Genomic DNA, 12,637 nt, shown 5'->3' with positions numbered 1-12,637 from the left:
GTGTCACGCCGCCTCCCCCTCGTCTCACATCGTGGTTCACGGGATCAACTGTTGGACGGCGTCGATCCCGTGTCCGGGTCCATGTCGAACCCGGGCAGCCCGTCGATGCTCACCCGGTTCTTCAGGCGCCGGTAGTCCGCCTGCCCCTCGACGCCCTTGCGCTCCATGTGCTGCGGCAGCAGGTCCCGCTCCCCCTCCAGCGCCATCCGCGGGACGCCGTAGCCGCACGAGTCCGAGACACGGTCCACGTCGACGACGATCACGGCGCGGGCGCCGCGCGTCTCCGGGAACAGCACCGCGAGCTCGTCGAAACCCTCGTCGTACAGCGTGACGAAGCGGCCCCGGCCGTACAGCCGGACGATGTTGGGCGGACCCTCGAACGCGCAGAACATGAGCGTGATCCGCCCGTTGTCCCGCAGGTGGGCGATCGTCTCCGAGCCGCTCGCCGTGAGGTCGATGTACGCGACGGTGTGCTCGTCGAGGACCACGAACGAGCCGGCGATGCCCTTGGGCGAGAGGTTGACGTGCCCGTCGGGGCCGCTGGGGGCCGTCGCGACGAAGAACATCGGCTGCGCCTCGACGAACGCGCGCAACCGACCGTCGATCCGCTCGTGAACCTTGCCCACGCCCGCTCCTACCTCTCGCCGACCTCCGTCCGAGCGTAGCCATGAGCCGTCGGGCGGTCGTCCACGATCCGCAGGGCGGGCAGCCCGCGGCGGCGGACGAGCAGCTCGGCGACGACCAGGTTGGGGATCCAGGCCAGGAACGGGACCGCGGCGTAGGCGTTGGTGAAGGCGGTCTCGGCGTCGGCACCCGTCGCGATCCACGGGKTCTGCACGGCCACGAGCACGCCGATCCAGAGCCGGAGCGTCACGGCCGCATACGTCAGCGCGAAGTTCCGGATCATCCACGCCTGGTGGCGGCGGACGTCGCCGGCGCGGATGGCCCGGTACCCCCGCCACCCGGTCCAGATCCAGAGAACGCCGAGCGAGCCGAAGCCGAAGAACCCGACCATGCCCGCCGAGTTCACCGGCGCGAGCGCGAGCGCCGCGACCGCGCCGACCAGCACGGCGACGAGGTACGTCCGGCCGAGGGCCCGGTGCACGGAGGGCACGCGTTCGCGCAGCGACCGCCAGAACTGCAGCGGCCCGATCAGGAGCGCGACCCCGCCGCCGACGATGTGGGCGTAGAACGCGGCGTGCACCCAGGCCGGCTTGCCCTCGTACGCTCCCGCGAGCCCGACGGCGTCGCCGGCCAGCTCGTGCAGCGGCGCGGTGAGGTAGGGGGTCACGGCGTAGACCGCGACGGCCAGCGACGAGAGCGCGATCCACGTCCAGCCAACGCGGAGCCGGGTGCGGGTCCGGGGGCGGGGTCGCGCCGGGGCGAGGGTCATGACTCGACGCTAGGGAGCGGCGGTGCCCCGGTCTGTCGCGTCAGCCCACCGGCTCACCGGGGGGTTGGCCCCACCCGGTGGACCCGCGCCTCCCACGGGCGCAGCTGCGGGCCTGCGGGATGGGCGTAGTTGCCGAGCACGAGCTCGCCCAGGTCGTCGCCCAGCGCGACGTCCTGCACGTCGCCCGAGAAGTTGCCCAGCACCGTGAGCGTCACGTCGCCGAGCCGACGGGTGAACGCGTACACGTGCTCGTGCTCGGGCAGCAGCATGGTGAAGTCGCCCAGGGCCACCACCGGGTCGTCGTGCCGCAGGGCGATGAGCGCGCGGTAGTAGTGAAAGACCGACTCCGGGTCGGCGCGCTCGGCGGCGGCGTTCAGCGACGGATAGTTCTCGTTGACCTCGATCCACGGCGTGCCGGTGGTGAACCCCGCGTGCGCCGAGCCGTCCCACTGCATCGGGGTGCGCGCGTTGTCTCGGCCCATCGCGGCGATGCCGGCGAGCAGGTCCTCGTCGCTGCCGGTGCCGACCGTCTTCGCGACGGCCACGTGGTTGAGCGTCTCGATGTCCCGGTACTGGTCGAACCGGGTGAAGTGCGCGTTCGTCATCCCGAGCTCCTCGCCCTGGTAGACGTACGGCGTCCCGCGGTGCAGGTGCAGGACCGTGGCGAGCATGGTCGCGGACTCTCGTCGGAAAGCGCCGTCGTCCCCGAAGCGGGAGACCACCCGCGGCTGGTCGTGGTTGTCCCAGTAGAGGCTGTTCCAGCCGACGTCGGCCAGCCCCGCCTGCCAGCGCCCGAACGAGGCCTTGAGGTCGAGCAGCCGCAGCGGGCGGACGTCGAACTTGCCGCCCGGGCCGTGGTCGAGGCCGACGTGCTCGAACTGGAAGACCATGTCGACCTCCTCCCGCGACGGGTCGGTGAAGTCGCGCGCCTGGTCGACCGTGACGCCGGGCATCTCCCCCACGGTGAGCAGCTTCTCGGGCCGGTCGGCGAAGACCGCCTTGTGCATCTCGGCCAGGAACTCGTGGATGCGCGGGCCGCACACGTACGACGCCGATCCGTCGGCGAGCAGGCCGTCGGTGACCACCCCGTCGGGCAGCGTCGTGTCCTTGGAGATGAGGTTGATGACGTCCATCCGGAAGCCGTCCACCCCGCGGTCGAGCCACCAGCGCATCATGGCGTAGACAGCATCCCTGACCTGCGGGTTCTCCCAGTTCAGGTCCGGCTGCTTGCGGCTGAACAGGTGCAGGAAGTACTCGCCGCTCGCCTGGTCGAGCTGCCAGGCGGAGCCCTCGAAGAAGGACCGCCAGTTGGTCGGCTCCGCGCCCGGTGCCCCGGCGGCCATGCCCGCGCGGGGCGGTCGCCACCAGTACCAGTCGCGCTTCGGGCTGGCCGGGTCCCGCGACTCGACGAACCACGGGTGCTCGTCGGAGGTGTGGTTGACGACGAGGTCCATGACCAGCTTCATGTCGCGCGCGTGCAGCTCGTGGATCAGCGCGTCGAGGTCCTCGAGCGTGCCGAACACGGGGTCGACCGCCTGGTAGTCGCTGATGTCGTACCCGTTGTCGTCCTGCGGGGACGCGTAGATGGGCGACAGCCACACGACGTCGACACCGAGGGCGGACAGGTGGTCCAGCCGCCCGAGGATGCCGGGGAGGTCGCCGATGCCGTCGCCGTCGGAGTCCGCGAACGAGCGCGGGTACACCTGGTACACCACGGCTCGGGTCCACCACGGGGCATTCTCTGGGGTGAAGGTCATGCGATGCCTCCTCTCGCCGGCAGCAGGTCCTGCTCGGGCTGGTCGAGCCGGATGCGCTCGACGGCGTCCTGGATCGCGATCGTCGCGGCCCCTCGGGCCCACGCGGAGAAGCCGGACTCATCGACGTAGAGCCGGACGGGTTCGGCGCGCGGGTCACGGTCGGCGGCGATCGCCGCGCGCACTCGCTCCTCTGCGACGGCGAAGAGCCCGATGCCCTCGCCGGCGAGCACGGCCGCGGGCTGCAGCGTGAGGTTGACCGACAGGGCGACGAGACGCCCCAGGGCCGTCGCAGCCTCGTCGACCACGGTCGTCGCCGCGGGGTCGCCGTCGCGCGCGAGCCGCAGGACCTCGGCGTAGTCGAGGGGCCTCTGGTGCGCCGCCGACACCTGAGCCGCGATAGACCCGGATGCCAGCATCGCCTCCGCGCACCCGCGGTGGCCCAGGTGGCACACCGGGCCGGTCGTGCTGAGCGGGATGTGCCCTCCGAGGCCGACTCCCGCCTCGCGCGAGTGCACGACGTGTCCGTTCACCACGAGCGCGTACCCGACGCCGGCACCGATCGTGATGACGACGAACCCTGGGATGTCGCGACCCAGCCCGAACCAGAGCTCCGCCTCAGCGAGCGCGACGAGGTCGTTCTCGAGCGACGCCGGGACCCCTAGCTCTGCCTCGACGAGGGTGGCGAACGGCACATCTGTCCAGCCGAGGAAAGGCGCGAACTCCACCCGGCCCTCCCGCACAGCACCGCCAAGTGACACCCCCACCCCGGCGATGCGGTCGACGCCGAGCTCACGGACCGCACGGGCGATCTCGGCCGCGACGCCGTCCGGGTCGCGGGTGCTGAGCGGGCGCTCCTCGTAGCCGAGGAGCGCGGCGCGCACATCGGTCGCGACGACGTGCAGGGACTCCCCCGTCACCTTGACGCCTGCGAAGTGGGCCAGGCCCGGCCTGACGTCGAGCGGGCGGACGGGACGACCGACCGAGCCGTCGGACCGGTCGTCGAGCTCGACCAGCAGACCGCGGTCCAGGAACGGCTTGGCGAGGCGCGTCAGGCTCGGCGGTGACAGCCCGAGCCGGCTGGTCAGCTCGCTGCGCGAGATCGGCCCGTGGATCAGCACCGCGCGCGCGAGGGCGCCCTCGCTGTCGCTCAACATGCACTCGACCCGTTCATTGGTTCCATCATGGCATGAACGAGGCGTCCTTGCCGTGCGAATCAGCATTCTGTGCGTCTTGTGGATCTTGTTTCTTCCGTGTTAGAACTAACCCCATGCTCTTCCACGACGTGGTGACCGCCGCCGACCGCCCGGCCGCCCACCCGCCCGGCCTCCCGGGACGGGTTCTGCACCTGCGGCGCGGTGGCACCAGCGTGGTGATCGACGTCGACGCGGTCCCGCACCCGGCGATCGTGCACTGGGGTGAGGAGCTCACCGACTCGAGCGAACAGACGCTGCACAGCCTGGCGGTCGCGGCGCGGCCCCAGCGCGTCTCGGGCGGTCTGGACGAGCCGGCCCGCGCCACGCTCGTCGCCTCGCAGGCCGGCGGGTGGCTCGGCACCCCGGGCCTCGAGGGGCACCGCGACGGAGTGTCGTTCAGCGTCCGCATGGAGCTCGTCGACATCGAGGCCGACGCCCACCAGGCACGGCTGTCGCTCGTGGACACCCAAGCCCGATTGAGCGCGGAGCTGGAGCTGCGGGTCGGCACCGCCGGGCTGTTCCACCAGCGGATCACGCTGCGCAACGACGGGGACTCCCCGTACGTCGTCCAGGCCGTGCACCTCGCGTTCCCGGTGCCGTGGGACKCCACCGAGATCCTCGACACCACCGGTCGACACCTGCGCGAACGCACGCCGCAGCGGCACCCGTTCACGTACGGGACGTACCTGCGCGAGAGCCGTCGCGGCCGGCCGGGTGCGGACGCCACCCTCGTGCTGGCCGCCGGCCGACCGGGGTTCGGCTTCGAACGCGGTCGGGTCCACGCCGTCCACGTCGCGTGGAGCGGGAACCACCGCCTTCTCGCGGAGCGCTCCGCGACCGGCGACGCGGTCCTTGCCGGCGGTGAGCTCTTCGCACCCGGAGAGGTCGTCCTCGCGCCGGGCGAGTCGCTCACGTCGCCGGAGGTCGTCGGGTCGTGGGGCGACGGGCTGAGCGAGCTCGCGCACCGCTTCCACGAGGAGTGGCGCCGCCGCCCGGCCCACCCTCGCCGGCCGCGGCCGATCACCCTCAACACGTGGGAAGCGGTCTACTTCGACCACTCCCTCGAGAGGCTGACCGCACTCGCGGACGCCGCCGCGACGGTCGGCGTCGAGCGGTTCGTCCTCGACGACGGGTGGTTCGACGGGCGCCGCGACGACACGGCGGGCCTGGGCGACTGGTACGTCGACGCGACGGTGTGGCCGGACGGGCTGCACCCGCTCGTGGACCACGTCCTCGCCCGCGGCATGGAGTTCGGGCTGTGGGTCGAGCCCGAGATGGTGAACCCGGACAGCGACGTCGCCCGGCGGCACCCCGACTGGATCCTGCGGGCGCGGACGACGCTGCCGCCCGCCGCCCGCCAGCAGCAAGTCCTCAACCTCGCGCACGAGGACGCCTACGCGCACGTCGCGGCCCGCCTGCACGCGCTGCTCGACGAGTACCCGATCGCGTACCTGAAGTGGGACCACAACCGCGACCTGCTCGACGCCGGCAATGGCCCCGAGGGGGCCGCCCGGGTCCGCGAGCACACCCTGGCCCTCTACCGGCTGCTCGACGAGCTGAAGGCGGCCAACCCCGCGCTGGAGATCGAGAGCTGCGCCTCCGGTGGCGCCCGCGTCGACCTCGGGATCCTGGCGCGCACCGACCGGATCTGGACCAGCGACACCCTCGACCCGCTCGAGCGCCTGGTCAACCAGCGGTACACGGCGCTCGTGGTGCCCCCCGAGATGATGGGCATGCACCTGACCAGTCCCGTCGTGCACTCCACCGGCCGGACCGTGGACCTCGACTTCAGTGCGGCGGTCGCGCTGTTCGGCCACTTCGGGATCGAGTGGGACCTCACCGCGACCGACGACGACACCCGAGGCCGGATCGCGGCGTGGGTGAAGTACGCCAAGCGCATCCGCCCGCTGGTCGCCACGGGCCTGACCGTCAACGTCGACGACAGCGAGCCCGGGATCGATGTCCGCGGCGTCGTCGCCCCGGACGGCACGTCGGCCGTGTTCACGATCACGCAGACCGACACGACCGCCGCCTACCCGCCGGGACGGGTCCGGATCCCCGGGCTCGACCCCGGCCGGATCTACCGGCTCCGGMTCGTCGGGGGCGCGACGAACGCCGCCGCCCAGTCGGAGCTCCAGTGGCTGGCCTACGACACCACGTTGACGGGTCGTGAGCTCGACGCCGTCGGCCTGCGACCCCCGGTCCAGTACCCCCAGAGATCCACCGTCATCGAGCTGGTCGCTCAGGACTGAGCAGCCAGATCCCGGCGCAAGGAGGCGCACGATGAGACACCGAGACCCACGACGCGTTCGCATGGCGGCAGCGGCCGCAGCGATCGCTCTGCTCGCCGCCGTCGGCGGCTGCGCGAACGAACCGTCCGACGGCGTGACCACCCTGAACTTCTTCCAGTTCAAGGGCGAGGCGCTCGAAGACTTCGACAAGATCATCGCCGACTTCGAGGCGGAGAACCCCGACATCCGCGTCGTGCAGAACCAGGTCGCCGATGCCGACACGGTCATCCGGACACTCCTGGTCAAGAACAAGGCACCGGACGTCATCACGCTGAACGCCAGCGGCAACTTCGGCCGCCTCGCGCAGGCGGGGGTGTTCTACGACTTCGCCGACGAGCCCGTGCTCGACACCATCAACCCGGCGGTGCAGGAGATCCTCAAGGACCTCGGCACGTACGGCGACGAGGTCAACGGCCTCGGCTACGTCAACAACGCCAACGGGATCCTCTACAACCAGGAGATCTTCGCCCAGCAGGGCCTCGAGGTCCCCGAGACCTGGGACGAGCTCATCGCCGTGTGCGAAAAGCTCAAGGCCGCGGGCATCACCCCGTTCTACGGCACCCTCGCCGACTCGTGGACCGGGTTGCCCTCGTTCAACGGACTCGGGGCGTACCCCGCGCAGGACGGCTTCTTCGACACGATGCGCGCACAGGGCGAGGACACCGGACCCGACTCCGAGGTCTCGTTCCAGAAGAACTTCGCCGAGGCGATGGACCAGCAGGCCCAGCTGTTCGGCTACATGCAGGACGGCTACCGAGGGGCGACCTACGACGACGGCAACGCCGCGTTCGCCAACGGCGACGTCGCGATGCTCCTGCAGGGCATCTGGGCGCTGAGCCCGATCAAGGGGATCAACCCCGACATCCAGACCGGCATCTTCCCCTACCCGGCGGCCGAGGACCCCGCCGACCGCATGCTCGTCTCCGGCGTCGACGTCGCGGTCACCATGCCGAAGGACTCGAAGCACCCCAAGGAGGCGCTGCGGTTCATCGACTACCTGTTCCAGAAGGACGTCATCGAGCAGTTCGCCGCCTCGCAGAACATGATCCCATCGGTCAAGGGCGCCGAGCTCAGCGACGAACCCGCAATCCAGTCGGTCAAGCCGTACTTCGACGACGGCCGCATCGCGGGCTTCATCGACCACCAGATCCCGCCGAGCATCCCGCTCGCGGCCATCGACCAGCAGTTCCTGTTCAGCGGCGACGCGGACGCCGCGCTCGCCACCCTCGACAGCGAGTGGAGCAAGGTCGCCGCTCGCACCATCCCCGTGACGGGAGAATGACGATGACGTCCTCCACGCAAGTCCTGCCCGCGGAACCCGGAGCCGACCGCTCGAGCGCACCCACCATGCGGCGCGTCAAGGTCGGCCGGGCACAGTCCACCTTCTACTGGATGGTCTGGCCCGCGGTCATCGCCTTCGCCCTGTTCCACACCATCCCCGTGCTGGTGGGCGTCTTCTACAGCCTGACGAACTACGCCGGCTACGGCGCCTGGAACTTCGTCGGCCTATCCAACTACGTCAACCTGTTCAAGGACGACCGCGTGCTGGCCGCCTACGGGTTCTCGTTCCTGTTCGCCATCGCCGCGACCGTGCTGACCAACGCGATCTCGCTGGCCATCGCGATGGGCCTCAACACCAAGATCATGGCGCGCAACTTCTGGCGCGGCGTGTACTTCGTGCCCTACGTCCTGGCGGCCCTGGTCATCGGCTATGTCTTCCAGTTCTTCTTCTCGAGCTCGCTGCCCAAGATCCTGGCGAGCATCCCGCTGTTCGCCGACAACATCCTCACCAACGAGACCTGGGCATGGACCGCGATCGTCGCCCTGGCCGTCTGGCAGGCCTGCGCCTTCACGATCATCATCTACCTGTCCGGGCTGCAGACGATCCCGCGCGAGCTGTACGAGGCCGCGTCCCTGGACGGCGCGAAGGCGTGGCGGCAGTTCAAGTCGATCACCTTCCCGCTGATCAGCGCGTTCTTCACCATCAACATCGTGCTGAGCCTCAAGGGCTTCCTCCAGGTCTTCGACCAGATCGTCGCTCTGACCAACGGCGGACCGGGCACGGCGACCGAGTCCGTCACCCTGCTCATCTTCCGCGGCGGGTTCTCCGGCGGGGAGTTCGCCTACCAGTCCGCGAACGCGGTGATCTTCTTCATCGTCATCACCGTGGTCTCGCTGTTCCAGTTCAAGGTCCTTCAGCGCAGAGAGGCGGACTTCTGATGACCACCGCAGGAACCGCGCTCGGCCAGGCCGAGGCCGTCCTTCCCGAGCCCCGGCGTCGGCGCACGAAGGCCGTCGCCGACGACGACTCCCGCAGGATCAACTGGTGGGTGACCGCACTGATCGCGGTGTGCTCGCTGACGGTCCTCGTCCCGCTCTACCTCGCCGTCGTCGTCGCGCTCAAGACTCCTGACCAGCTCGCCGCCGGCACCGGCTTCGAGCTGCCGAGCCCGATCCGGTGGGCGAACTTCTCCGAGGCGTGGACGCGCACCGAGTTCCCACAAGCGCTCCTGAACACGGCGATGATCACGGTCGGGTCGGTGATCCTCACGCTGCTGACCAGCTCGGTCGTCGCCTACGCCATCGCGCGGAACATCCACCGGCCGTTCTTCAAGGGCGTGTTCTTCTACCTGCTCGCGGCCCTGTTCATCCCGTTCCCGATCATCATGCTGCCCCTGGTGAAGCAGACCGCACTCCTGGGCCTGGACAACCAGGCCGGCATGATCCTGCTCTACACGATCTACGGGTTGTCGCTGAACATCTTCATCTACACCGCCTACATCCGCTCGATCCCGATCGAGCTCGAGGAGGCGGCACGGGTCGACGGCGCATCGACGTGGCGGGTGTTCCGGCAGATCATCTTCCCGTTGCTGACCCCGATGAACGCGACGGTCGGCATCCTCACCTGCGTGTGGGCGTGGAACGACTTCATCATGCCGCTCGTCGTGCTCACCGATCCCGGGGCGCGGACCCTGCCCCTCGCCCAGTACGTCTTCCAGGGCCAGTTCAACACCGACTACACGGTGGCGTTCGCGTCCTACCTCATGGCCATGGCGCCCCTGCTGGTCGTCTACGTCTTCAGCCAGCGCTGGGTCATCTCCGGCGTCACGCGGGGGTCGATCAAGTAGCCGCGACGACCGACGGGCCCGCTCCCTCAAGGAGCGGGCCCGTCGTTCGTACGGGTCAGATCAGCACGGCGCCCTTCGACGCCGACTGCACGAGCTTCGCGTACTTGGCCAGCACCCCGCGCGTGTAGGTGGGGGGCAGCGGCGCCCAGCCGACCTTGCGGGCCTCGAGCTCCTCCTCCGAGACCAGCACGTCGAGCGTCTCGTTGGCCACGTCGAGCCGGATCCGGTCGCCGTCCTTGATGAACGCGATCGGGCCGCCGTCGACGGCCTCCGGGGCGACGTGGCCCACGCACAGGCCGGTGGTGCCGCCCGAGAAGCGGCCGTCGGTGAGCAGGAGGACGTCCTTGCCCAGGCCGGCGCCCTTGATCGCACCCGTGATGGCGAGCATCTCGCGCATGCCCGGGCCGCCCTTGGGGCCCTCGTAGCGGATGACGACGACGTCGCCGGCGACGATCGTGCCGTCCTCGAGCGCGTCCATCGCGTGGCGCTCGCGCTCGAACACGCGGGCCGTGCCCTCGAACACGTCGGAGTCGAAGCCGGCCGACTTCACCACGGCACCGTCGGGCGCCAGCGAGCCGTGCAGGATCGTGATGCCGCCGGTCTTGTGGATCGGGTTGTCCAGCGCGCGCAGGATCTTGCCGTCCGGGTCCGGCGGGTTCACGTCCGCCAGGTTCTCCGCGACGGTCTTGCCGGTGACCGTGAGGCAGTCGCCGTGCAGCAGGCCCGCGTCGAGCAGCGCCTTCATCACGACGGGCACGCCGCCGATGCGGTCGATGTCGTTCATGACGTAGCGGCCGAAGGGCTTGAGGTCGCCCAGGTGCGGCACCTTGGCGGCGACGCGGGAGAAGTCGGCGAGCGTGAGGTCGACCTCGGCCTCGTGCGCGATGGCCAGCAGGTGCAGGACCGCGTTGGTCGAGCCGCCGAAGGCCATGACCACGGCGATGGCGTTCTCGAACGCCTCCTTGGTCATGATCTGGCGCGCGGTGATCCCCTGGCGGAGCAGCTCGACGACGGCCTCGCCCGACTTCTTGGCGAACGCGTCGCGGCGGCGGTCGGCCGACGGCGGGGCGGCGGAGCCGGGGATCGACATGCCGATCGCCTCGGCCACCGACGCCATGGTGTTGGCGGTGTACATGCCGCCGCAGGCGCCCTCGCCCGGACAGATCGCGCGCTCGATGCGGTCGACGTCCTCGCGGCTCATGAGCCCGCGCGCGCAGGCGCCGACGGCCTCGAACGCGTCGATGATCGTGACGTCCTTCTCGGTGCCGTCCTCGAGCTTGACCCAGCCGGGCGCGATCGACCCGGCGTAGAGGAAGACGCTCGCCAGGTCGAGGCGGGCCGCCGCCATGAGCATTCCCGGCAGGGACTTGTCGCAGCCGGCCAGCAGGACGGACCCGTCGAGGCGCTCGGCCTGCATGACGGTCTCCACCGAGTCCGCGATGATGTCGCGGCTCACCAGCGAGAAGTGCATGCCCTCGTGGCCCATGGAGATGCCGTCGGACACCGAGATCGTGCCGAACTCCAGGGGGTACCCGCCCGCGGCGTGCACACCCGCCTTGGCCGCCTGGGCCAGCCGCTGGAGCGACAGGTTGCAGGGCGTGATCTCGTTCCAGGAGCTGGCGACGCCGATCTGGGGCTTCGCGAAGTCGTCGTCACCGAGGCCCACCGCGCGGAGCATGCCGCGCGAGGCGGTGGCCTCCAGACCGTCCGTGACGGTGCGCGAGCGGGGCTTGATGTCGACGGAAGGTGCAGCGGAGGTGGGGGCGTTGTCCGACGTCACGGTCATGCTCGCGAGTGTATGACTGCGCTCCCGCGCGGCCACGGGAGGGTCACCCTGCGGACGACGTCGGCCGGGCTCAGCGAGGCGGGGCCGTCGATCCTCGCTCGACGAGGGACGTCACGAGCTGGATGTGGGTCTTGTCGACCGGCTCCCCGGCCATGAGCGTGATGAGCAGCGCGATGGCCGCCGCACCCATCTGCTGGATCGGCTGGTGGACGGTGCTGAGCGCCGGGGTGGTCAGGGCGGACTCGGGGATGTCGTCGAACCCGATGATCGAGAGCTCGCCGGGGACGTCCAGCCCGAGCTCCTGCGCGATCTCGAGCGTGCCGATCGCGGACAGGTCGTTGGCGGCGAAGACGGCGGTCGGTCGCTCCGGCAGCGTCAGCAGCTCGCGGGCGGGCTCGTGGGTCGAGTCCTTGCGGTAGTCGCCTGCCCGCATGAAACCGGGGTCGACCGCGATCCCGGCGTCGGCGAGGGCCTGGCAGTAGCCGGCCTCGCGCAGCCGTGAGGACTCGAGGTCGGAGCGACCGCCGATGAAGCCGATCCGCCGGTGGCCGAGGCTGAGGAGATGCTCGACGGCCTGGACGGCGCCGGTGAAGTTGTCCGAGTCCACGGTCGGCAGGCCCGACGGCCCGGCGTGCGGGTCGATCGCGACGACGGGGATGCCGGCGTCGGCCTCCAGGACCGTCGGGGTGACCAGGACCGCACCGTCGATCAGGGTGCCGCTGAGCCGGGAGAGGTAGCGCCGCTCCCAGCCGACCCCGCCGGTCAGCTGGCCACCGGTGTAGGCGAGGAGCGCGTAGCCGGAGTCACCGAGCCCGATCGAGGCACCCTTGAGGATCTCGGCGCTGAACGGTTCGAACTCGGCGACGAGGATGCCGATCACGTTCGTCTTGTGGGACCGCAGGCTTCGCGCCACGAGGCTCGACTCGTACCCGAGCTCCTCGATCACCGCCTGCACGTGCGAGGTCGTCCGGCTGGCGACGCCGTAGCGCTCGTTGATCACCTTCGAGACCGTCGCGGTGGAGACTCCCGCCCGCCGTGCGACATCCGTGATCGTCACCCGTTGACCCATGAATGGAGCGTACTGCAACT

The 12,637-nt window shown here is 70.2% G+C and carries 10 protein-coding genes; 4 read left to right on the top strand and 6 right to left on the bottom strand.

The genetic code is table 11. The features are described 5' to 3' along the window. Window positions 1-44: 44 nt before the first annotated feature. The 4 genes from AC1DYZ_RS05015 to AC1DYZ_RS05000 are packed head-to-tail and all read right to left on the bottom strand — an operon-like array spanning window position 45 to window position 4,304. Window positions 45-626 (bottom strand): pyridoxamine 5'-phosphate oxidase family protein, encoded by a 582-nt coding sequence (locus AC1DYZ_RS05015; protein ID WP_477064107.1) that lies wholly within the window; start codon window positions 624-626, stop codon window positions 45-47. Between the two features lie 8 nt (window positions 627-634). Beyond that, a complete protein-coding gene (locus AC1DYZ_RS05010) occupies window positions 635-1,393 on the bottom strand; it encodes a DUF2306 domain-containing protein (RefSeq protein WP_477064106.1) in 759 nt (252 codons plus the stop codon). A 53-nt stretch (window positions 1,394-1,446) separates the two neighbouring features. Continuing rightward, a complete protein-coding gene (locus AC1DYZ_RS05005; RefSeq protein ID WP_477064105.1) occupies window positions 1,447-3,150 on the bottom strand; it encodes a glycoside hydrolase family 13 protein in 1,704 nt (567 codons plus the stop codon). Next, on the bottom strand, window positions 3,147-4,304 hold the full coding sequence (locus AC1DYZ_RS05000; protein WP_477064104.1) for an ROK family protein: 1,158 nt from the start codon (window positions 4,302-4,304) through the stop codon (window positions 3,147-3,149). The genes AC1DYZ_RS05005 and AC1DYZ_RS05000 overlap by 4 nt, the downstream gene beginning before the upstream one ends. A gap of 113 nt (window positions 4,305-4,417) precedes the next feature. On the opposite strand from AC1DYZ_RS05000, the gene AC1DYZ_RS04995 reads away from it, so the two are divergent. The 4 genes from AC1DYZ_RS04995 to AC1DYZ_RS04980 all read left to right on the top strand — a co-directional run bounded on the left by AC1DYZ_RS04995 (window position 4,418) and on the right by AC1DYZ_RS04980 (window position 9,762). Then, complete coding sequence (locus AC1DYZ_RS04995; RefSeq protein ID WP_477064103.1) at window positions 4,418-6,595, top strand: alpha-galactosidase; 2,178 nt, start codon at window positions 4,418-4,420, stop codon at window positions 6,593-6,595. Between the two features lie 61 nt (window positions 6,596-6,656). Further along, window positions 6,657-7,916 (top strand): ABC transporter substrate-binding protein, encoded by a 1,260-nt coding sequence (locus tag AC1DYZ_RS04990; protein ID WP_477064102.1) that lies wholly within the window; start codon window positions 6,657-6,659, stop codon window positions 7,914-7,916. A 2-nt stretch (window positions 7,917-7,918) separates the two neighbouring features. Further along, window positions 7,919-8,854: a carbohydrate ABC transporter permease gene (locus AC1DYZ_RS04985; RefSeq protein ID WP_477064101.1), complete on the top strand. Its 936-nt coding sequence runs from the start codon at window positions 7,919-7,921 to the stop codon at window positions 8,852-8,854. Next, on the top strand, window positions 8,854-9,762 hold the full coding sequence (locus tag AC1DYZ_RS04980; protein WP_477064100.1) for a carbohydrate ABC transporter permease: 909 nt from the start codon (window positions 8,854-8,856) through the stop codon (window positions 9,760-9,762). Before AC1DYZ_RS04985 ends, AC1DYZ_RS04980 begins: the two co-directional genes overlap by 1 nt. Window positions 9,763-9,817: 55 nt before the next feature. On the opposite strand, the gene ilvD is transcribed toward AC1DYZ_RS04980, so the two are convergent. Continuing rightward, entirely contained in the window at window positions 9,818-11,548 is a 1,731-nt protein-coding gene (gene ilvD / locus AC1DYZ_RS04975) for a dihydroxy-acid dehydratase (protein WP_477064099.1), read from the bottom strand. 70 nt (window positions 11,549-11,618) lie between these two features. Further along, entirely contained in the window at window positions 11,619-12,617 is a 999-nt protein-coding gene (locus AC1DYZ_RS04970) for a LacI family DNA-binding transcriptional regulator (RefSeq protein ID WP_477064098.1), read from the bottom strand. Window positions 12,618-12,637 lie beyond the last annotated feature (20 nt).

The sequence above is a fragment of the Cellulomonas sp. P1_C4 genome (genome assembly GCF_056406355.1).
This window is presented reverse-complemented; position numbering and strand designations above follow the sequence as displayed.

Bases quoted from the DNA above. Each gene is read 5' to 3' on its own strand.
- AC1DYZ_RS05005 (WP_477064105.1), bottom strand. From the start codon at position 3,150: ATGACCTTCACCCCAGAGAATGCCCCGTGGTGGACCCGAGCCGTGGTG.
- AC1DYZ_RS05000 (WP_477064104.1), bottom strand. From the start codon at position 4,304: ATGTTGAGCGACAGCGAGGGCGCCCTCGCGCGCGCGGTGCTGATCCAC.
- AC1DYZ_RS04990 (WP_477064102.1), top strand. From the start codon at position 6,657: ATGGCGGCAGCGGCCGCAGCGATCGCTCTGCTCGCCGCCGTCGGCGGC.
- AC1DYZ_RS04985 (WP_477064101.1), top strand. From the start codon at position 7,919: ATGACGTCCTCCACGCAAGTCCTGCCCGCGGAACCCGGAGCCGACCGC.
- AC1DYZ_RS04980 (WP_477064100.1), top strand. From the start codon at position 8,854: ATGACCACCGCAGGAACCGCGCTCGGCCAGGCCGAGGCCGTCCTTCCC.
- ilvD (WP_477064099.1), bottom strand. From the start codon at position 11,548: ATGACCGTGACGTCGGACAACGCCCCCACCTCCGCTGCACCTTCCGTC.
- AC1DYZ_RS04970 (WP_477064098.1), bottom strand. From the start codon at position 12,617: ATGGGTCAACGGGTGACGATCACGGATGTCGCACGGCGGGCGGGAGTC.